Origin of the sequence: Streptomyces sp. Ru71 (assembly GCF_002920535.1) — a bacterium.
In the GTDB taxonomy this organism is placed as follows: Bacteria; Actinomycetota; Actinomycetes; order Streptomycetales; family Streptomycetaceae; genus Streptomyces.
In genome coordinates, this window is sequence record NZ_PQSS01000024.1 from 77,270 (window position 1) to 97,168 (window position 19,899).

At 74.2% G+C, this 19,899-nt stretch carries 16 protein-coding genes; 9 read left to right on the forward strand and 7 right to left on the reverse strand.

The window, feature by feature from the left end; translation table 11 throughout:
- The first annotated feature begins 87 nt into the window (after positions 1 to 87).
- The 4 genes from C3489_RS17010 to C3489_RS17025 all read left to right on the forward strand — a co-directional run bounded on the left by C3489_RS17010 (position 88) and on the right by C3489_RS17025 (position 3,752).
- Positions 88 to 453 (forward strand): Rv2175c family DNA-binding protein, encoded by a 366-nt coding sequence (locus C3489_RS17010; RefSeq protein ID WP_103782680.1) that lies wholly within the window; start codon positions 88 to 90, stop codon positions 451 to 453.
- Between the two features lie 609 nt (positions 454 to 1,062).
- Complete coding sequence (gene thiE / locus C3489_RS17015) at positions 1,063 to 1,710, forward strand: thiamine phosphate synthase (RefSeq protein WP_103782681.1); 648 nt, start codon at positions 1,063 to 1,065, stop codon at positions 1,708 to 1,710.
- Between the two features lie 147 nt (positions 1,711 to 1,857).
- A complete protein-coding gene (metF, locus tag C3489_RS17020; RefSeq protein ID WP_103782682.1) occupies positions 1,858 to 2,781 on the forward strand; it encodes a methylenetetrahydrofolate reductase [NAD(P)H] in 924 nt (307 codons plus the stop codon).
- Positions 2,782 to 2,837: 56 nt separating this feature from the next.
- Positions 2,838 to 3,752: a hypothetical protein gene (locus tag C3489_RS17025; RefSeq protein ID WP_103782683.1), complete on the forward strand. Its 915-nt coding sequence runs from the start codon at positions 2,838 to 2,840 to the stop codon at positions 3,750 to 3,752.
- Positions 3,753 to 3,768: 16 nt separating this feature from the next.
- On the opposite strand, the gene C3489_RS17030 is transcribed toward C3489_RS17025, so the two are convergent.
- The 4 genes from C3489_RS17030 to C3489_RS17045 all read right to left on the reverse strand — a co-directional run bounded on the left by C3489_RS17030 (position 3,769) and on the right by C3489_RS17045 (position 9,255).
- On the reverse strand, positions 3,769 to 5,280 hold the full coding sequence (locus C3489_RS17030) for an NAD(P)/FAD-dependent oxidoreductase (protein ID WP_181139705.1): 1,512 nt from the start codon (positions 5,278 to 5,280) through the stop codon (positions 3,769 to 3,771).
- 456 nt (positions 5,281 to 5,736) lie between these two features.
- Positions 5,737 to 6,363, reverse strand: coding sequence for a TetR/AcrR family transcriptional regulator (locus C3489_RS17035; protein ID WP_103782685.1), 627 nt, complete (start codon positions 6,361 to 6,363; stop codon positions 5,737 to 5,739).
- A gap of 44 nt (positions 6,364 to 6,407) precedes the next feature.
- Positions 6,408 to 8,495, reverse strand: coding sequence for a YhgE/Pip family protein (locus C3489_RS17040; protein WP_103782686.1), 2,088 nt, complete (start codon positions 8,493 to 8,495; stop codon positions 6,408 to 6,410).
- On the reverse strand, positions 8,467 to 9,255 hold the full coding sequence (locus tag C3489_RS17045; protein WP_103782687.1) for an ATP-binding cassette domain-containing protein: 789 nt from the start codon (positions 9,253 to 9,255) through the stop codon (positions 8,467 to 8,469). Before C3489_RS17045 ends, C3489_RS17040 begins: the two co-directional genes overlap by 29 nt.
- 180 nt (positions 9,256 to 9,435) lie before the next feature.
- Here C3489_RS17045 and C3489_RS17050 point away from each other — a divergent pair, with 180 nt between their 5' ends.
- From C3489_RS17050 to C3489_RS17060, 3 genes are all read left to right on the forward strand, one after another.
- Complete coding sequence (locus C3489_RS17050) at positions 9,436 to 10,002, forward strand: SAV_6107 family HEPN domain-containing protein (protein ID WP_103782688.1); 567 nt, start codon at positions 9,436 to 9,438, stop codon at positions 10,000 to 10,002.
- Positions 10,003 to 10,253: 251 nt separating this feature from the next.
- Positions 10,254 to 11,024 (forward strand): methyltransferase, encoded by a 771-nt coding sequence (locus C3489_RS17055; RefSeq protein ID WP_103782689.1) that lies wholly within the window; start codon positions 10,254 to 10,256, stop codon positions 11,022 to 11,024.
- 288 nt (positions 11,025 to 11,312) lie between these two features.
- Positions 11,313 to 11,702: a DUF3040 domain-containing protein gene (locus C3489_RS17060; protein WP_103782690.1), complete on the forward strand. Its 390-nt coding sequence runs from the start codon at positions 11,313 to 11,315 to the stop codon at positions 11,700 to 11,702.
- A gap of 340 nt (positions 11,703 to 12,042) precedes the next feature.
- Here the strand turns inward: C3489_RS17060 and C3489_RS17065 are convergent, their stop codons facing one another.
- Genes C3489_RS17065 through C3489_RS17075 form a run of 3 tightly spaced genes read right to left on the reverse strand, consistent with a single transcriptional unit; the run spans position 12,043 to position 16,921 of the window.
- Positions 12,043 to 14,508: a DUF3488 and transglutaminase-like domain-containing protein gene (locus C3489_RS17065; protein WP_103782691.1), complete on the reverse strand. Its 2,466-nt coding sequence runs from the start codon at positions 14,506 to 14,508 to the stop codon at positions 12,043 to 12,045.
- Positions 14,508 to 15,884: a DUF58 domain-containing protein gene (locus C3489_RS17070; protein WP_103782692.1), complete on the reverse strand. Its 1,377-nt coding sequence runs from the start codon at positions 15,882 to 15,884 to the stop codon at positions 14,508 to 14,510. The genes C3489_RS17065 and C3489_RS17070 overlap by 1 nt, the downstream gene beginning before the upstream one ends.
- The gene (locus tag C3489_RS17075; protein WP_103782693.1) at positions 15,884 to 16,921 is read right to left on the reverse strand and encodes a MoxR family ATPase; all 1,038 of its coding nucleotides are present in this window, start codon (positions 16,919 to 16,921) and stop codon (positions 15,884 to 15,886) included. Before C3489_RS17075 ends, C3489_RS17070 begins: the two co-directional genes overlap by 1 nt.
- Positions 16,922 to 17,551: 630 nt before the next feature.
- Here C3489_RS17075 and rsmH point away from each other — a divergent pair.
- Both rsmH and C3489_RS17085 read left to right on the forward strand, forming a co-directional pair.
- The gene (gene rsmH / locus C3489_RS17080) at positions 17,552 to 18,508 is read left to right on the forward strand and encodes a 16S rRNA (cytosine(1402)-N(4))-methyltransferase RsmH (protein WP_103782694.1); all 957 of its coding nucleotides are present in this window, start codon (positions 17,552 to 17,554) and stop codon (positions 18,506 to 18,508) included.
- An 814-nt stretch (positions 18,509 to 19,322) separates the two neighbouring features.
- Complete coding sequence (locus C3489_RS17085) at positions 19,323 to 19,898, forward strand: septum formation initiator family protein (protein ID WP_103782695.1); 576 nt, start codon at positions 19,323 to 19,325, stop codon at positions 19,896 to 19,898.
- Position 19,899: the final 1 nt, after the last annotated feature.

Consider the following 19,899-nt stretch of genomic DNA (forward strand, 5'->3'; position numbering starts at 1 on the left):
GCCCGGGGGGTGTGTCGTCCCAGGTGACGGGCCCGGGTGGACGGCCCTGACTTCCGACTGTCAGTGGCAGATGGCAGGCTTGACCTCGTGACCGAGATTGACGCAAAGATCGATGCTCTCGTCCCCGCCTGGCTCACCCTTCCCGACATCGCCGAGATGCTCGGCGTCGAGGTGACGCGTGTCCGGCAGCTGGTCAAGGAGGGCCAGCTCATCGCCGTACGACGTGGTGAGAACCGCGCGCTGCACGTCCCCGCCGCCTTCATCGACGGGGACAAGGTCGTCAAGGGCCTGTCCGGCACCCTGACGCTCCTGCGGGACGACGGGTTCACGGTCGAAGAGATGATCGAGTGGCTCTTCACGCCCGACCCGAGCCTGCCCGGCACCCCCGCGCAGGCGCTGAGCGAGAATCGCGGCACGGAGGTGAAGCGCCGCGCCCAGGCGCTGGCCGTCTGACCCGCCCGCACAGAACACCACCGCGCCCCGGCCCATGACCCCTCGCGGGCCACGGCCGGGGCGACCGGCCCCCTGCGGCCGGCTCCGGGGACGAGGTGCGCCGGGCCGGTCGCCTGGGCCGCCGGGCCCGGCGCCGCTCGCCGCCCCCCGGGGGGTGAAGCGCCGCGCTCAGGCGCTGGCCGTCTGACCCACCGGCGCAGAACACCACCGGGCCCCGGCCCGTGCCCGCTCGCGGGCCGCGGCTGGGGCGGCCCCTGCGGCCGGCTTCGGGGGCCGGGTGCCCCAGGGCCCGCTGGGTCGGGCGCCTGGGCCGCCGGGCCCGGCGCCGCCCGCTGCGTACCCCGTCGCGCCGAAGGCGCGGTGCGCCGTCGGGCGCTCCCGATGGCCGCGTCGGACCGGCCGGGCCGTATGCGGGTCGGTCCCGGATACCCCGGTCCGGTCGTTCCCCGATGCCCCGGTTCTGTCGTTCCCCGATGGGTCGGGCTCATGGGGGGCGGGATACGTTGCTGGGGTGCCTCCGTGGGCCCGGTCCGCGGAGCGCGCCGTCGTGGCCGTCGAGCCGCGGCCCGTACCAACCGGACACCGCGCCCACCCCCGGGGGGATCCACCATGAGCACCACCGCCCGCGCCCGCCTCGCCGACGCCCGGCTCTACCTGTGCACGGACGCCCGTCGGCGCCAGGGCGACCTGTCCGAGTTCCTCGACGCCGTCCTGGCCGCCGGGGTCGACATCGTGCAGCTGCGCGACAAGGGCATGGAGGCCGCCGAGGAGCTGGAGCACCTCAAGGTCTTCGCCGAGGCCTGCGCGCGCCACGGCAAGCTGCTCGCGGTCAACGACCGCGCGGACGTCGCCCACGCGGCCGGGGCCGCTGTCCTCCACCTCGGCCAGGGCGATCTCCCGGTCCCCGCGGCCCGCGCGATCCTCGGCGAGGAGGTGCTGATCGGCCGGTCCACCCACTCCGAGGCGGAGGCCGAGGCCGCCGCCGTCCAGGAGGGCGTGGACTACTTCTGCACCGGCCCGTGCTGGCCGACCCCCACCAAGCCCGGCCGGCACGCCCCCGGCCTCGACCTGGTCCGGCACACCGCAGCGCTGGGCACCGAGCGCCCCTGGTTCGCCATCGGCGGCATCGACCTGGGCAACCTCGACGAGGTGCTGGAGGCCGGCGCCCGCCGGGTGGTCGTCGTCCGGGCGATCACCGAGGCCGAGGACCCGGCCGCAGCCGCCGCCGAGTTCGCCAAGCGACTGCGGCAGCCGTGAGGGCCGTACGGCTCCGGCAGGTCTGAGCACCGGCGGTCCACCCGCCGCCGTCTCATGATTGTCCAAGGCGTGGACAACAACCCGGCAATTCGGGCAAATTTCCCTGGTTTGGTTGGGGGACCGTCCGCCCCTGGCTAACCTGCCCGTATGGCCCTCGGAACCGCATCCACCAGGACTGATCGCGCACGCACCGTGCGTGACATCCTCGCCACCGGCAAAAAGACGTACTCGTTCGAGTTCACTTCGCCGAAGACCCCCAAGGGCGAGCGGAACCTGTGGAACGCGCTGCGCAGGGTCGAGGCCGTGGCCCCCGACTTCGTCTCCGTCACCTACGGCGCCGGTGGCTCCACCCGCACCACCACGGTGAAGGAGACCCAGCAGATCGTCGTGGACACGACGCTCACGCCGGTCGCCCACCTCACCGCGGTCAACCACTCCATCGCCGAGCTGCGCAACATCATCGGCCAGTACGCCGACGCCGGCATCCGCAACATGCTCGCCGTGCGCGGCGACCCGCCCGGCGACCCCATGGGCGACTGGGTGCCGCACCCGCGAGGTCTGACGTACGCCGCGGAGCTCGTCCGGCTCATCAAGGAGTCGGGCGACTTCTGTGTCGGCGTCGCCGCCTTCCCGGAGATGCACCCGCGCTCCGCCGACTGGGACACCGACGTGCGGCACTTCGTCGACAAGTGCCGGGCGGGCGCGGACTACGCCATCACACAGATGTTCTTCCACCCGGAGTCCTATCTGCGTCTGCGTGACAGCGTGGCGGCGGCCGGCTGCGAGACCCCGGTGATTCCGGAGGTCCTGCCGGTGACCAGCGTGAAGATGCTGGAGCGGCTGCCCCAGCTGAGCACCGCCGCCGTCCCGGACGAGCTGAAAGAACGGATCCTCACAGCCAAAGACGATCCGGCCGCTGTACGCTCCATTGGCATCGAATTCGCCACGGAGTTCTGCGCGCGGCTGCTGGCCGAGGGAGTGCCGGGTCTGCACTTCATCACGCTCAACAACTCCACGGCGACGCTGGAAATCTACGAGAACCTGGGCCTGCACCACCCTCCGCAGGCCTAGACCGGTCGCACCGCTGTACGACACACTGCGTAGCGGCCACTGGGAGAGGGGCGTACATGGGCTGGACGGTCCTCTACATCGCGTTCGGCGTCGTCGCGCTGTGGCTGCTCGGTGAGGTGCTGCTGCAGTACAAGGCGCGGCTCCGCTGGCGGCTGCTCGCGTTCGCCGGTTTCCTCGGCGTCGTGCTCGGGGTGCTGATCCCGTCCGTCGTCGTGATCGGACTGGGTGCGATCGCGTTCGCGGTCGGGCAGACCTACGTCACGCTGTCGTTCCGGCGCGGCTTCGCCTCGGGCTGGGCGGTCAGCCGCCCCGGTGCCGACGGCGGCAAGACCCGCCGGGGCCGCGGCGAGCGCCGCGACCCCACGCTGGAGGTCTCCGACCTGGAGCCGGCCGACTCCGGCCCGGCGGCGGACGACGGCTCCTACGCCTCGCAGAGCGCCTACGGCCACGACGACGACCACGACGACGTCTTCACCCCGGCCAGGCCGCCCGCCGCCGCTGCCGCCGAGACGACCATGATCTACGAGCCGCAGCCGCTGCCCGAGGACACCCGTTCCTACGGCGTCTACGGCGACACCTCCGCGTACGCCTCCACCGCCCAGCCCGCCGCCGGCGACCAGTCGTCCGCCTACGGCTACGACTACTCCGGCTACGGGCAGTACGGCTACGACACCACGGGCCAGCAGCAGTACGCCGCCTACTCCGACCCGTACATCGGCACCCAGACCTACGGCGGCGCCTCCTACGACACCACCTACGGCGGCCAGTACGACCAGCAGGGCTACGGGCAGGACCCGTACGCCGGCGGCTACGGCCAGACCCCGGCCGGCGGGGTGTGGGTGCCGCAGCAGCGCACCGACGACACCTACGGCGGCGAGCTGCCGCAGGAGCAGCCGTACCCCTACGACCAGGGCACCGGCACCGGCCAGCAGCAGGCCGGGCACGGCTACGACGAGCAGTACCGCTTCTGACGCCACCCCGCCGGTCTCACTGGGAGCCGCGGAACTCCGGCCCCTCGACGATCAGCCCGGCGACCAGGGCGCCCGACATCCCGGCGTGCGGCAGTCCCCCGCCGGGGTGGGACCAGCCGCCGGCCCGGTAGAGGCCGGGGAGACGGGTGGTGTTGGCCGGGTGCAGGAAGCGTCCGCCGCCGGCGGCGAGCGCTGGGGCGGGTACGGCGCCGAAGGGGGCGCCCGTCTCGTCCTCCGTGTGCTCGGGAGTGCGCACCTCGTGCCAGAGAACCCGCTCGCCCAGCCCCGGTATCGCGGCGCCGGCGGCCCGCAGCAGATGGTCCGTGTAGCGCTGGACCGTGCTCTCGTCCTTCCAGTCGGCCTCGGTCGACACCACGGCGGAGAGCACTACGGACTCGTGGTCGCCGTCGGGGGCGAGCGAGGGATCGTCCGGGCGGAGCACGGTCACCGTGGGACGCGGGGGCAGGTCGCCGCCCGGGGCGACCAGGAAGTCCAGCTCCGACTCGGGAGCCGGCGAATGGACCACCGTGCGGTGCGCGGCACCGGCCTCCCGGGCGCCGCGCAGCGCCAGCAGCACCGTGAAGCGGCCGGGGCGGGCGGTCACCGTGTCCGCCCGGACGTCGCCGTCCGCGTCGAGCGGATGCTCGGTCAGCCCGCGCAGTCGCACCGGATCGACTCCGGCCACCACATGATCCGCCTCCGCCAACGCACCGCTCGCCAGCTCCACCCCCGCCGCCCGGCCGTCCTTGTCCGCGATGCGCGTGACCTCGGCGCCGAAGACGAACTCGACCTTGCGCGCGACGCAGCGCTCGTACACCGCGCGGGCCAGCTCCCTCAGTCCGCCGCGCACGTACCAGAGGCCGAAGGCGTGCTCCATGTAGGGCAGGACGGCGGCGCTGGCCGGGGCGGTCCGGGGATCGACGCCGTATCCGAGCACGCAGCTCTCCAGCAGGGCCGCCAGCCGCTCGTCGCCCAGCTCCCACATGCCGATCCGCTCCGGCGTCGACGCCTTCCGCGTCCGCAGCAGCCTCTTGCGCTCCAGCGCCGGATAGGGCTCCTTGTCCGCCAGCACCTGCCAGTTCGGCCACAGCGGCTCCTCCAGCAGCGGCCGGCGGGTGCGGTCCCAGGCCTCGCGGGCCCGGACCAGGAAGTCGCCCCAGCGCTCACCGGCGCCGGCGCCCAGCGCCTCGTCCAGGGCGGCGACGACACCCGCGCGAGAGGCGTTCGGCAGGGACACGCGCGTGCCGTCCGGGAAGACGTGGTGCGAGGCCGGGTCGACCTGCTCCAGCTCGACGCACGCCTCCAGCGGCTCCTTGCCCGTCTTGACGAACAGGTCCCGCCACACCGCGGGCAGCGGGAGCAGCCCCGGGCCCGTGTCGAAGCGGAAGCCGTCCCGCTCGAAGCGGCGCACCGCACCGCCGTACGTGTCCGTCCGCTCGTACACCACCACCCGGTGGCCCGCGACGGCCAGCCGGGCGGCGGCCGCCATCGCGCCCATCCCGGCGCCGATCACCGCAATCCGTGCCATGCCTGCGACTTTATCCGCCGCCACCGACAGCGCGGACCCGGTGCCCTGGGCATGAGCGCGCACGTCTGAGTATCCGTACCTACCCGGTGAGATGAGTAGCTGTGCGGATGGGCCACGACCTGCGCGAACGAGAGAGTGGAGGCACGGAGAAGGGGCACGGCCCCGGCACCGGCGACACGGGGCGCCGGAACCGGGGCAGCCCTCGATCCGCTCCTTCCGCCGGCGGACGTCGGCGGGAGCGAGACACGGGGGAGGCACGGGGGAGACCCGGGGGACGACCGCACACGGGGGTTCCACGGGGGGACGTACGGGGGAGCAACAGGAAGCGCCGGTTCCGGCGTGGCCCGCGGGGGACGCGGCCACGCGGGGACCGGCGCTTTCGTGTACGCCGGGGCCACCGGTCAACTTCCCTGCGCCGGGCCGCCGGTCAGCTTCCGTGCCCGCCGGGGCCACCGGTCAGCGGCGGCCGCTCACCCGGCCCTGCAGCAGCCGGGACAGCGCCGCGTGCACATCGTCCAGGGAGCGCTGCGGCTGGAAGGACTTCCAGTCCAGCGCGGCCACCAGCACCATGCCGACCAGGGCCGCGGCGGTCAGCGGCACGTCGATCTCATCGCTGAACTCGCCGGCCTCGACCCCCTCGCGCAGCACGCCCTCGACGACCGCGACCGCCTCCTGCCGTACCACCATCAGCGTCGACTGCCAGGCCCGGTTGGTGCGCCACAGCTCCGCCACGTAGAGCTGGGTGAAGGCCGGGTAGCGGTCGATGAAGACCAGCCCCGCGCGGATCATCGCGTCCAGGGCGTCCACCCGGGAGCCGCCCTCGCGCGCGGTGCTCTCGGCGGCCTCCCGCAGCGAGGCGGTCAGCAGGCCCACGCCGTGCCGCAGCAACTCCTCGAAGAGGACGGACTTGCTGGCGAAGTTGTAGTAGACCGTGCCCTTCGCGACGCCCGCCCGCTCGGCGATCTCGTCCACGGTGGTCGCGGAGAACCCCTGTTCGGCGATGAGCGTGACGGCCGCCTCGTAGAGCTTCTGCCGGGTGGCCTCGCGGCGGGTGCTGCCGCCCGACGTCGTGCTGCTGTCCATGGCGCTGATTCTCACAGGTCCGGCCGCACGGCACGCGCGCGTGGTCACAGGCTCAGCTCCGGATGCAGCCGGTCCAGGGTCCACACCTGCCGGCGCCGCGCCGACAGCGCGGTCAGCGCGAGCGCACCGGCGGTGAACGCCACCAGCACCGCGCACGCCGTCCACACCGGCCCGAGGCCGCCGCCGGTGATCAGCCTGCGCAGGGCGGACACGACGTAGCTCATGGGCAGGAACGGGTGCAGCGCGTTGAAGAAGCCCGGCGACGTCTGCACGGGATAGGTGCCGCCCGCCGAGGTCAGCTGGAGCATCAGCAGGGCGAGGACGAGGATGCGGCCCGCCGCGCCGAAGCGGGCGTTGAGCCATTGCACGATCGCCGCGAAGCACGCCGTCACCAGGAACAGGAAGCCCACCGTGCCGGCCGCCCGGACCATCTCCAGGCCGATCGCCCAGTGCAGGACGGCCATCAGCGCCGCCGTCTGCAGGATGCCGACGGCCACCACCGGCAGCCAGCCCGCCAGCGCGATCCGCCAGGCCGGGGCGCCCGCGGCGAGCGCGCGCCGGTTCATCGGCGGGATCAGCATGTACGCCACCATCGCGCCCACCCACAGCGACAGCGGGATGAAGTACGGGGCGAAGCCGGTGCCGTAGTTCGGCGCGTGGTGCAGGTCGTGGGAGGCCAGCCGGACCGGGTCCGCCATGACGCCGGTGCGCCGGTCGCGGTCCTGCTTGCCGTAGTCGGGGATCTTCCCGGCGCCGTCGTGCAGCCCGCCGGCGAGCTTGCCGGAACCATCGACCAGCTTGTACATGCCGCCGTTCAGCGTCTCGGCGCCGGTCTTGAGCTTGCCGACGCCCTGGTCGAGGGTGCCCGCGCCGGTCGAGGCGGTGCCGAGTCCGCTGTGCAGCTTCTTGGCGCCGGCCGCCACCTTGGCGGCGCCGTCGTTGAGCTTGTTGATCTTCGTTACGGCGTCGTCCAGGTCCTCGGTGAGGTGCGGGGCGCGCTTGGCGAGTGCCTGCGCCTGCTTCTGCAGGGTGCCGAGGTTGGCGCGGATGGTCGTCAGGTCGCCGTTCTGGTCGGCGATCAGGGTGTTGAGGTCGTCCGCGATGCCGGCCACGTCGTCGGCCGACTCCTTGGCCTGCTTGAGCTTCGCGCAGCCCGTGCCGGGCAGCGGCAGGGCGCTCTCGCAGCGCTCCTTGTAGTAGTCGTCCAGCGCCTTCGCGGCCAGGTGGGCGCCCTTGGCGGCGAGCGGGGCCCGCTCGACCAGGTCGTCGAGGTTGCGCTGGATGGCGGCCGCCGAGTCGGCGACGAGCCGGGCGGTGTCCCCGATGGTCTTCTCGTTGGCCACCAGGAACGGGCGCACCTGGCCGGCGGTCCCGTTCACCTTGTCGGCGAGCGCCTGGGTGCCGTCCGCGACCCGCTGCGAGCCGTCCTCCAGGTCGCTCGCGCCCTGGTTCAGCTTGGTGAGCCCCGTGTTCAGCCTGCCGCTGCCGGCCTTGGCGTCCTTCAGCCCGTCGGCGAGGTCCTTGGACCCCTTCTCCGCCTTGCCGAGGCCGCTGCTGAGCCGGTCGGCGCCGTCCGCGGCCTGGACGGTCTTGTCGTGGATGTCGGAGAACGAGATGAAGATCTTGTCCAGGAACGAGCGCGACGCCTTGCTGGAGGCCGCCGCGCGCACCTCGCTGAACACCGTCCGTGAGATCTGGCCGACGATGTAGTTGTTGGCGTCGTTGGTGCGCACCTGCAGGGCGCCGGTCTCGGGGCTGTCGCCCGCGCTGGAGGCGATGCGCCTGCTGAAGTCGGCGGGCATGGTCAGCGACAGGTAGTACGTGCCGTCCTCGACGCCCCGGCGGGCCTGTTCCGGGCCCACCTGGTGCCACTCGAAGGTCTCGCTGTCCAGCAGCCGCTTCGTGATGTCGTCGCCCGCGGTCAGCTTCCTGCCGTCGACACTCGCGCCCTTGTCGGCGTTGACGAGGGCGACGGGGATGCGGTCGAGGCGGCCGTAGGGGTCCCAGAAGGACCACAGGTACAGCGCGCCGTACAGCAGGGGAAGCAGCAGCAGCGCGACCAGGGCGGCGCGTGGCAGCCGGCCCCGGCCGAAGCGCCGCAGCTCAAGAGCGGCCAGTTTCGGCGAGCGCATCGACCGCCGCCTCCTTGTCGTCGTCGTGGGCCTGCTTCTCGTCGTCGTCCCGGGGTTCCGGGTCGTGGGCGCCGGTGGTCACGGTGACGGCGCCCTCGGGGGCCTCGCTGCACACCGCGACGACCGTCGTGCCGGCCTCGGTCAGGGACCTCAGCAGCGCCCACATCTCGGCGCGCTCGGCGTCCGGCAGCTTCAGGTCCGCGTCGTCGACGCCGAGCAGCGCCGGGCGCCCGATCAGCGCGAGCGCGATCTCCAGCCGCAGCGCCTCAAGACGCTCCAGATCGCGTACGGCGGTGCGCGGGCCCTTGGGCAGCGCCTCCAGGTCGAGCCCGGCGGCGGCGAGCGCGGCGTCGACGCGCCGGGCGGCCGTAGCGGCCCGCTCCCCGCGCGGCCGGAGCAGGGCGCGCAGCCCGTCGCCGAACCGCCGCTGCAGCAGCGCCCGTTCGCGCAGATGCTCGCCGACGGTCAGGGCCGGGTCGAGGTCGGTGACCCCGGGCACGTGGGCGAGCGCGGCGACCCGGCGCAGGGCGCCCATCTGCCGGGGCAGCCGGCGTCCGCCGACCGTGGCGGTGCCCTCGGTGGGGCGCATACGTCCGGTGAGCGCGAGCAGGAGACAGGTACGGCCCGAGCCGGACGGCCCGGTGACCGCGATCAGCGAACCCGGCTCCGCCTCGACGTCGACGCCGCGGAAGGCCCAGCCCCGCGGCCCCTTCAGCCCGAGGCCGCGAGCCGCGACGGCGAGCCCGTGCGAGTCGTCCACGTGACCCCCTGGGATGTGGAACGCACTTTTTGAACTGACTGGTCAGTGCAAAAACTAACCCGAACCTTCGCTCGAAGCAAAAGCCCAGGTCAGAACGGATTGTCAGTGGCATACCTCACGATGGGCACATACGGCACCCCCGTAGGGCAGTGCCGTCACGCAGACGACAGGAGGTTCGTCATGGCCAGCTCTCACGCAGCCGCCGCCCACCGGCGCCGCGCCACCGGCCCTGCCCCCTCACTGAACGGCCCGGCGAGCGATGTGCACCCGGTGCTCCGCCGGAACTCCGCCCCGCCCGCCGCTCTCGACCTGCTCGCCCAGGCCCGCGCCGGACTCGACGAGGCCGCCGCCCTCCACACCCCCAACGAGCGCTACGCCACGGCCCACCTCGCCGCGCTGCGCACCGCCGCCGCGGTGCTCGCCGCGCGCGGACGGCCCGAGACCAGTCCCCGCAAGCGGGCCAGGATCCGGAGCGCCTGGGAAGTGCTCCCCGAGATCGCGCCCGAACTGACCGAGTGGAGCGCGCTGTTCGCCTCCGGGGCCCGCCGCCGGGCCCGGGCGGAGGCCGGCATCCAGGGCGCGGCCACATCCCGGGACGCCGACGACCTGATACGGGACGTGGCGATGTTCATCCGCCTCGTCGAACGGATGCTGGTCCTCCAACCGGTCCTGCCGCAGCCCCGCCAGGACCCGGACGAACCGCGCCGCGCCGGGGAACGGGGCGTGGAGATGCCGGACGCGGGCTGACGGGGAGGCGGGGTCGTCCGGGACCGGGGCGCGGGTGGCGCGGGGCTGACCGGGTGCGGGCCGGCCGGACGCGGGGAGCGGGGCCGCGCGACGCGGGTCGAGCGGACGCGGGGCATGGTCGATGACCGAGGGCGCTCCGCAGGCAATAGGGTGGAGCACGCCTGAAGCCTTCCGTCCCGCACCCCGGGCCGGGAGGCAGCCCGTATCGCGCCGCCGGGACGTGGCGGTGCCGTGCCGAGGAGTCAACCACCGTGTCGGACCCGATGCGACCCCGTGCCTCTCTGCGTACCGCCGTGGTCTGGGAGGTCCTCCAGGACGCCCTGGACCGCCGGGTGAAGGCCACGGGCCGCCAGGCGCTGGACGTCCTCGACACCGGGGGCGGCAGCGGCAACTTCGCGGTGCCCGTCGCCCGCCTCGGCCACAAGGTCACCGTCGTCGACCCCAGCCCCAACGCGCTGTTCGCCCTGGAGCGCCGCGCCGCCGAGGCCGGCGTCGCCGACCGGGTGCAGGGCGTCCAGGGTGACGCCCACGGCCTGTTCGACGTGGTGGAGCGCGGCGGCTACGACGTCGTCCTGTGCCACGGCGTGCTGGAGTACGTGGACGACCCGGCCGAGGGCGTGCGCAACGCCGTCGCCGCGCTGCGCTCCGAGGGCGTGCTGAGCCTGCTCGCCGCCGGTCTCGGCGGGGCCGTGCTCGCCCGGGCGCTCGCCGGCCACTTCACCGAGGCCCGGCAGGCCCTCGCCGACCCCGCCGGCCGCTGGGGCGCCGGCGACCCCATGCCGCGGCGCTTCACCGCCGAGCAGCTCACCGGGCTGGTCGAGAGCGCGGGCCTGCACATCGCCGGTGTGCACGGGGTGCGGGTCTTCGCCGACCTCGTCCCCGGCGTGCTGGTCGACACCGAGCCCGGTGCCCTGGAGGCGCTGCTCAAGCTGGAGGAGGCCGCCGCCGAGCTCCCCGCCTTCCACTCCGTGGCGACCCAGCTGCACGTCCTCGGTGAGACCCGGGGCGCGGCGGAGGGCTGAGCCGCCCCGCGGAGTCGCTTCGCCGCGCGGCGCTGATCAGCGTGTTGGCGGGGGATGGAGTCCGCCACAGACCCCCCGTTCGGGGGCTTGTCGCCGTATGATCGAGGGAGACCACCCGGCATGACGGGTCGGCCGCCGGGGAATGGAAGCCTCAGCGAGCCGGGACGCCCATGACGGACTCCGGTTGGCCAATTGGCGCAGAGGGGCGGGTTTCACGGGGGCGATTCCCTGCCTATCCTGAAGGGACCCCCCGGGTCGCCCCGGCGACTGCACGATGAGGAGGACTCCGTGCCGCTCTCGGAGCACGAGCAGCGCATGCTCGAGCAGATGGAGCGAGCGCTGTACGCCGAAGATCCCAAGTTCGCGTCGGCGCTTGAGGGAAGCGGGCTGCGTACGTACACCCGGCGGCGGGTCTACCAGGCGGTCGCGGGCTTCCTCGTGGGTATCGCGCTCCTCATGGCAGGAATGGTCGCCAAGCAGGTCTGGCTCAGTGTCGTGGGCTTCCTCGTGATGCTGGGCTGTGCCGTCCTGGCGGTGACCGGCTGGCGCAAGGCACCCAAGCCCGGGGAGCATCCGGCCGCCGGTCCGCAGGCGCGGCGCCAGCGAGGGCCCAAGCGCTCCATGATGGACCGCATCGAGCAGCGCTGGCAGCGCCGCCGCGACGAACAGGGCCACTGACCGCCCACGATCGCAGAACTCCCCGAGGGGTGACCACCGACACGGTGGTCACCCCTCGGTCGTCTCCGGACACGGGACGTGCGCTGCCCCCAGGGGCGGTCACGGTGCGTGCGCCGCCCCGAGGGGCCGGTCAGGTGCGCGAGGCGCCCCAGGGAACGGTCACGGCCCAGCCCACGGCGCTGCCAGCCGCCGGTCACGGTGCGCGAAGCGCCGCCAGGGGCCGGTCTGGGCGCCCACGGCGCCGCTCGCGGCGTCACCGTGGGCGCTGCGCCGCACGCGGCCGGTCACCGGTGCGCGGCCGCCCAGCGGCGCCGGCCGCCGGCGCGGCGGCCGGGCCGTGTCAGCCCGCTCGCTGGCCGGACGGGCGGCGTATCTGCTGGGCCCAGCGGGTGCGGCGCTGGGACCAGCGGGAGGTGAGGGCGTTCCAGCGGGCCGACAGGTCCCACAGGGCCCGTACGGCCGAGCGGGGTGCGACCGTCGCCCGGAGCCGGGTGCGTCGGCCGGCTCGCGCTCTGAGGGCGGCGCGCATCCGGCGCACGTCCTCGGCCAGGCCGGCCTCCGCCCGTGGCCGGGGGGCGTACAGCACCTGCTCCACGGCGCCCGCCACCCGGTGCACCGACGCGGCCGCCGGCCCCTCCAGTTCGCCGAGCCGCACGATCCGGGCCGCCGCCTTGCGCGGGGTGAGTGCCTCGTCCGGCGGGATGCCGTAGTCCCACGCCGTGTCGATGAGCTCGCGCCACACCGCCAGGACATGCCCGGCCGCCCCGTCGCGTGCGGCGGCTCCGCCCGGCACCGCCGGCGTTTCCTCGTTCCGGGTGTCGCTCTCGCGGCCCGGGCCGTGCTGCGCCGATGCCAGCCGCACCGCCCGCCGCCGCACCCGCCACAGCATCGGCAGCAGCAGCACCGTCACCGCCGCCAGCCCCAGCAGGGCCCAGGTGGCGATCGCCCACCACGGAATGGAGCTGTCGTCCGACCGGCCCGGCGTGAGCGGCAGCGCCGCGGCGCACTCGCCGAGCTTCTTCGCCTGCACCGAGCAGCTCGCGGACGCCGAGGGTGCCGCCGACGGCGCCGCACCGGCCGAGCTGGAGGCCTGCGGAGACGCGGGGACGTTCGGGTTCGACGTGTCCGGCTGGGTGTAGGAGGGCGTCGTGCCCCGGGTCGGCGTCGGCTCGAAGCGGGTCCAGCCCACGCCCTCGAAGTACAGCTCGGGCCAGGCGTGCGCGTCCTTCAGGCTCACCGCCACCGAGCCGTCCGACTGCACCGTCCCCGGAGCGAAGCCGACCGCGACCCGCGCCGGAATGCCCAGCGTACGGGCCATCGCCGCCATCGCGAAGGAGAAGTGGACGCAGAAGCCCTGCTTGTCGCGCAGGAAGACGGCGATCGCGTCGGGCCCGCTGCCCACCTCCACCTGCGTGTCGTACTGGAAGCCACCGGTGAGCGCGAACCAGTCCTGCAGCGCGACCGCCCTGCCGTAGTCGCTCGTCGCGTCCCGGGTGATCTGGCGGGCCGTCCTGGCCACCACGGCCGGCAGGGAGCCCGGCACCTTGGTGTACTGCTGTCTGATCCGGCCGGGTGCCTGCGGGGCCGAGGCCAGCTGCTGCGCCGTCGGCCGTACGTCCAGGCTGCGCACCTCGTACGTCTCACCACGCGTGGTCTGCCCGTGGTCGCCGACCAGCGTCATGCCCACGGGCTCGTAGCGCCACTTGCCCCGGACGGACACACCGCTCGGCGGGTACGGCATCGGCAGCCAGTCCTGCGCGTACCAGTCGGCGGCCGAGACCCGGGTGGTGACCTGCGCGCGCCGGACGTCGGCGCCCAGGCCGGCGGGCGCGGGGAAGGCGTCCGGCACCGCGGTGATGTGCCGTTTGGCGGGCTTCCACGTGGTGCCGTCGAAGTCGTCCAGCGACACGATCCGCAGATACATGTCGGAGATGTCGTCGCTGTCGGTGCGCAGGACCATGGCCGTGCGGTCCTCGTCCTGGTTCAGGTTGTCGCGCAGCGACACCAGCGGGTTGACCGCGGCGATCGTGCCGCCGCCGCCCGTGCCCGAACCCACACCGCCCCGGGCCTCGGCCAGCAGCCCGCCCTGGATCTCCGGCAGCGGAAGCAGCGGCACCACCAGGGCGATGCCCAGCGCGACGGCCCCGATGCGCCGCCCCGTGCGCACCGGGGCCAGCGGGCCGTCCGGCTCGCCCGGTACGCGGGGGGTGCCGCCGAAGACGCGGCCCCACTGCGACAGCCGCTCCCGGCCCTCGGCGAGCAGCAGCATCAGATAGCCGGCCGCCGCGAGCAGGAACCACAGCCAGTCCGTGCCCCCGTCCGACAGCCCGGCCGCGACCGAGTACAGCGCCAGCAGCGGCAGACCCGCCGGGGCCGCGCTGCGGTAGGTCACCGCGAGGGTGTCCACCAGCAGACCGATCGCCAGGACGCCACCGATCAGCATCAGCCGGATGCCGTCCGACTCCAGCGGCGCCGGGATCGCGTACCGGGCGATGTCGTCCGAACCCTGCCGCAGCAGGTCGGCGAAGTGCTGCATGGCCTGCGGACCCGGGACGAACCCGGCCAGGGCCTGTCGCCGGGCGAAGACCAGGGTGAGCAGCAGCAGCGCGACCAGCGCCTGCGCGGCCACGGTCAGCGGCCGGGCCAGCGGCACCCGCCGCGTCGCCGCGCCCACGCCGGACTGGATCGCCAGCAGGATCGCCGCCTGCAGGATCCAGGTGGCCGGGTCGACCAGGGGCAGCAGCGCGCAGGAGGCCATCACCGTGGCCGCCCACGCGCACAGCGCCAGCCGTGCCCGTCCGCTCATCATCGTGCCTCCCCCGTACTGCCCGTGCCGCCGGCGGCCGCGAGACTCGTGCGCTCCCGGTCCGCCTGGTGCCACAGATCGGCCGGCTTAGCGCCCCGCGGGACGCTCAGCGCCGTCCAGCCCGCCTCCCGCAGCAGCCGCAACCGCTCCTGTGTCCTGTTCATCGGACCGGGGACGTCGTTCGGTTCACGCAGCCACTCGTCGCTGTCGAGCACGAACGCGATCGCGCCCCCGCTGCGCTGCCGCATCCGGGCGGCCACCGCGGCCTGCTGCTCGTCCAGGTCGCCGAAGAAGGCCACCAGCAGCCCCTCGTTGCCGCCGCGCAGCACGTCGTAGGCCTGGGACAGGCCGGCGCCGTCGGAGTGGTCGATCACCGCGAGCGTGTCCATCATCAGGCCCGCCGCGTCCGCGGACTCCTGGCTGGCGCCCGCGAACCCGTCGGCGCCCTCGCCGGGCACCGAACTGCCCGTGTCGGTCAGCAGCCGCACCGAGAACCCGCGCTGCAGCATGTGCGTCAGCACCGAGGCACACCCGGACACCGCCCACTCGAACGCCGAGTCCGGACCCGCGCCCCGGAAGGCGACGCCCCGGGTGTCCAGCAGCACCGTGCAGCGCGAGCGCTGCGGCTGCTCCTCCCGGCGCACCATCAGCTCGCCGTAGCGGGCCGTGGACCGCCAGTGCACCCGGCGCAGGTCGTCGCCGTAGCGGTAGCCGCGCGGGATCACGTCGTCCTCGCCGGCCAGGGCCAGCGAACGCTGCCGCCCGTCGCCGTACCCCTTCGCCTCGCCGGCCAGCCTGACCGGCGGCAGCGGCTCCACCCGGGGGATCACCGTCAGGGTGTCGTAGGAGGAGAAGGAGCGGGTCAGCTCGCACATCCCGAACGGGTCCGACAGCCGCAGCTGCAGCGGGCCCAGCGGATAGCGGCCGCGCAGGTCGGAGCGGACCCGGTAGGACACCTCGCGGCGCCCGCCGGCCTCCACCCGGTCCAGCACGAAACGCGGGCGCGGACCGAGGACGTAGGGCACCCGGTCCTGGAGCATCAGCAGGCCCGTGGGCAGCCGCGAGACGTTGTCCACCCGCAGATGGACCCGGGCCTCGCTGCCCGCGGGCACCCGCCCGGGGCTGAGCCGACGGCTGCCGGCGACCCGGTAGCGGGTGCGGTAGAGCACGGCCGCGCACACCAGCGGCAGCGCCGCCAGCAGCAGGCCGACGCGCAGCAGGTCGGCCTGGCCGAGCACGTAGGCGCAGATCGCGGCGGCGATACCGGCCGCCAGAAAGGAACGGCCGCGCGTGGTCAGCCCAGCCAGGGCCGTACGGACGCCGCCGCGCTCACCGCGGCCGGCCTCCGGACGTCCCGTCCCCCCGTCGCTCGCCATCACAGCCTCCGCGGCGGCTGCTGCGGGTAGGCCGGGGCGGCCGTGGCACCCAGGCCGTAGCCGTGCTGCTGCGGCGCCGACGGGACCGGGGTGTGCTGAATGATCTCCAGGACGACCTGCTCGGCCGTACGGCGGTTGAGCTGGGCCTGGGCGGTGGGCAGCAGCCGGTGCGCGAGCACGGCCACGGCGAGGGCCTGCACGTCGTCCGGCAGCGCGTACTCCCGGCCGCTGAGGGCGGCGGTCGCCTTCGCCGCGCGCAGCAGGTGCAGCGTCGCGCGCGGGGAGGCGCCCAGTCTGAGGTCCGGGTGGACACGGGTGGCGGCGACCAGGTCCACCGCGTAGCGCCGGACCGTGTCGGCGACGTGGACACCTCGGACGGCGTCGATCAGCTTCACCACGTCGTGCGCGTGCGCCACCGGCTGCAGGTCGTCCAGCGGGCTGACCCCGCCGTGCACGTCCAGCATCTGCAGCTCGGCCTCCGGGCTGGGGTAGCCGATGGAGACGCGGGCCATGAAGCGGTCGCGCTGGGCCTCCGGCAGCGGGTAGGTGCCCTCCATCTCGACCGGGTTCTGCGTGGCCACCACCATGAAGGGGCTCGGCAGCTCGTAGGTCTGCCCGTCGATGGTGACCTGGCGCTCCTCCATCGACTCCAGCAGCGCCGACTGGGTCTTCGGCGAGGCCCGGTTGATCTCGTCGCCGATCACGATCTGCGCGAAGATGGCGCCCGGCTTGAACTCGAAGTCCCGGCGCTGCTGGTCCCAGATGGACACGCCGGTGATGTCCGACGGCAGCAGGTCCGGGGTGAACTGGATACGGCGCACCGAGCAGTCGATGGAACGTGCCAGCGCCTTGGCGAGCATCGTCTTGCCGACGCCGGGGACGTCCTCGATCAGAAGGTGTCCCTCGGCGAGCAGCACGGTCAGTGCGAGCCGAACGACCTCGGGCTTGCCCTCGATCACCTCTTCCACCGAGCTGCGCACGCGCTCCGCGGTGGCGGTCAGATCTGTAAGGCTCGCTCGCTCGTCATAGGTCGTCACCCGGCCCTCCTCGGCCCGTTTCTTTCTATCGGGCCGCCCGCTCTGTGATGCGAAACCGGCCCACCCCGAATCACGAACACCACGCGGGAAAGGTTCCGCGCGACGTTCACCACCGCATTCTTGTTGCCGTTACCGGTTCGTGTCACTCGCCTGTGGACAACTGGCCGCGATATGTCGGGGCTTGCGGCCTTTCGGCCCGCGTGGCGCCGGATTTCGCGAACGATGCGTGAGGAGGGTGCGGGGACCGGCCCGTCGACACCTCGCTGCTCGGCGTACCCCGCACGGGTAACGCGGACGGCGCCGTACGAGTGAATTCCGCGGATCCGGCGCTACGCGCGCGTGCCGGTGCGCGACGCGCAGGCCGGTTGATTGACCGCGAGACAGGGTGGACTAAAGTGACGCGAAGCGGGAGGCGAGGCCCTCCCCACAGGACCTGACGTCCCCCGCGAGAAACCCCAGCAAGACCCCGGCGTGCTGTCCGGAGATCTCCCACGTGCGCGGCGCGTACGTACGGCTCGGCCTCCTCCCGCTCCCGGTCGGCCGCCGCCGTGAGGCGCCGGTCGGCCTCCCCTTCTGGAGCGGGCGGGGACCCGGCGGTGCGGAGCGCCGCGCCGGACCTGAGAGGGCCCCTTGAGCCAGAGTCGACACGTCCCGGTGATGCTCCAGCGGTGCCTGGACCTGCTGGCGCCCGCCCTTCGGGAGCCCGGGGCGGTCGTCGTCGACTGCACCCTGGGCCTGGGCGGGCACAGCGAGGCGCTGCTGACCCGCTTCCCCGAGGCACGGCTGATCGGCCTCGACCGGGACAAGGAGGCGCTGCGGCTGTCCGGCGAGCGGCTGGCGCCTTTCGGTGAGCGCGCCACCCTCGTCCACGCGGTCTACGACGAGCTGCCCGACGTCCTGCGCAGGCTGCGTGTCCCGCGGGTGCAGGGCGTGCTGTTCGACCTCGGCGTCTCCTCCATGCAGCTGGACGAGGCCGACCGCGGCTTCGCCTACGCGCAGGACGCGCCGCTCGACATGCGCATGGACCAGACGACCGGCATCAGCGCCGCCGAGGTGCTGAACACCTACCCGCCCGGCGAGCTCGTCCGCATCCTGCGCGCCTACGGCGAGGAGAAGCAGGCCAAGCGGATCGTCGCCGCGATCGTGCGGGAACGGGAGAAGGAGCCGTTCAGCAACAGCGCGCGCCTGGTGGAGCTGATCCGGGACGCGCTGCCGCAGGCCGCCAAGCGCACCGGCGGCAACCCGGCCAAGCGCACCTTCCAGGCGCTGCGCATCGAGGTCAACGGCGAGCTGTCCGTCCTGGAGCGGGCGATCCCGGCGGCCGTGAAGGCGCTGGCCGTGGGCGGACGGATCGCTGTCCTGTCGTACCACTCCCTGGAGGACCGGCTGGTCAAGCAGGTCTTCGCGGCCGGCGCCGCCTCCACCGCGCCGCCCGGGCTGCCCGTCGTGCCCGAGCGCTACCAGCCCCGGCTCAAGCTGCTCACCCGTGGTGCCGAACTTCCCACCGAGGAAGAGGTCGCCGAGAACCGCCGGGCGGCCCCCGCGCGGCTGCGCGGCGCCGAGCGCATCAGGGAGGACGTGGAGTGAGCCAGGCGACGGGGCGGGCAGCCGGGGGGACCTACCGTCCCGGGCGGCCCTGGCCGGCGACAGCCGCGGCACGCGGGAGGACCAGCGAGTCCGGGGTGCCCCGGCCGGTGACACCCCCCAGCCCCTGGGCGGCGGCACCGGTGGCACACGGGCCGCGCGACTCGTTCTGGCCCACGGCGAGCGGGTGCCCCGCGGGTTCCTCCCGCGCCGGTGTGACGGCCGGAGGCGCTTCCCGCGCCGGTACGACGCCGGGGGGCGCTTCGGTGTGCGCGCCTGCGGGAGCGCTGGGGCGCAGCCCTGCGAGAACGACGTGCGCAGGGCCCGGCAGGGCCAAGCCACGGCCGGACGTGCTGACGCCGGGTCCGCGTGGGACGGTCGCCGCGACGGCAGCGGGCCATGCGCCGACCGCGCCTGCCGGTCCGTGTGTGGCGGATGGTGGGCCGACCGCGCCTGCGGGTCCGTATGTGGTGGATGGCGGGCCGACCGCGCCTGCTGGCCCGTCCATGGTGGACGACGGGCCGACGGCGGCAGCCGGTCCATCCCTTGTGGGTGGTGAGCCGACGGCGGCAGCCGGTCCTTGCGTGGCGGGTGGTGGGCCCACGGCGGCAGCCGGCCCGTACATGGTGGACGGTGGCCACACCCCCGCGGCATCCCGTCCGGTGGGCCGGCGCTCAGCCCGCGCCGCCCGGGCGGCTGCCGCGCGCGAGGTCCCTCGGCTGTGCACGCCCCGCGCGACCGCCGACCCGGCCCGGTGCACGAAGGCCCCCTCCGCCCGCGCCCCCCGCCGGGGCCGCACGAACCCGAGGGAGGGCGAGTGAGCGGGAAACCCGAGGTGAAGGGGCGGGCCGCGCGGCTGGCCCGGTTGTTTCCGGCGGCCGGGGCCGGGCAGGCGGCCCGTACGCCGTTCGTGCTGCTCGTCGTCCTCCTCCTCGGCGGCGGCCTCATCGGGCTGCTCGTGCTGAACTCCGCGCTCAGCGAGGGCTCCTTCAAGATGGACGACCTGCAGAAGGAGACCAAGTCGCTCACCGACGAGGAGCAGGCCCTGCAGCGGGACGTGGACGCCTACTCCGCCCCCGAGGCCCTGCAGCGCCGCGCCCGCGAGCTGGGCATGGTGCCGGGCGGCGACCCTGCCTTCCTCGACCCCGACGGGACCGTCAAGGGCGTTCCCTCGCCCGCCGCGGCGGAGCGCGAGCCCGTCCCGCTGGTCCTGGCCCCCGAGATGATGCCCACGGGCACCGCACAGCCCCCGGCCCCCGGCGCCTCCGGAACGGCGGCCCCGGCGACCTCGGCGGCACCGGGGCCGAAGGCGACCACGCCCCCCGCGTCCCCCACGGCGGCCCCCGCAACCGCAGCTACCCGCCCGACCCCGACGACGACCCCCGGCAGGTGAC

Coding starts and splice junctions, on each gene's coding strand:
- thiE (WP_103782681.1), top strand. CDS start 1,063: ATGAGCACCACCGCCCGCGCCCGCCTCGCCGACGCCCGGCTCTACCTG.
- metF (WP_103782682.1), top strand. CDS start 1,858: ATGGCCCTCGGAACCGCATCCACCAGGACTGATCGCGCACGCACCGTG.
- C3489_RS17025 (WP_103782683.1), top strand. CDS start 2,838: ATGGGCTGGACGGTCCTCTACATCGCGTTCGGCGTCGTCGCGCTGTGG.
- C3489_RS17030 (WP_181139705.1), bottom strand. CDS start 5,280: ATGGCACGGATTGCGGTGATCGGCGCCGGGATGGGCGCGATGGCGGCC.
- C3489_RS17035 (WP_103782685.1), bottom strand. CDS start 6,363: ATGGACAGCAGCACGACGTCGGGCGGCAGCACCCGCCGCGAGGCCACC.
- C3489_RS17040 (WP_103782686.1), bottom strand. CDS start 8,495: ATGCGCTCGCCGAAACTGGCCGCTCTTGAGCTGCGGCGCTTCGGCCGG.
- C3489_RS17050 (WP_103782688.1), top strand. CDS start 9,436: ATGGCCAGCTCTCACGCAGCCGCCGCCCACCGGCGCCGCGCCACCGGC.
- C3489_RS17065 (WP_103782691.1), bottom strand. CDS start 14,508: ATGAGCGGACGGGCACGGCTGGCGCTGTGCGCGTGGGCGGCCACGGTG.
- C3489_RS17070 (WP_103782692.1), bottom strand. CDS start 15,884: ATGGCGAGCGACGGGGGGACGGGACGTCCGGAGGCCGGCCGCGGTGAG.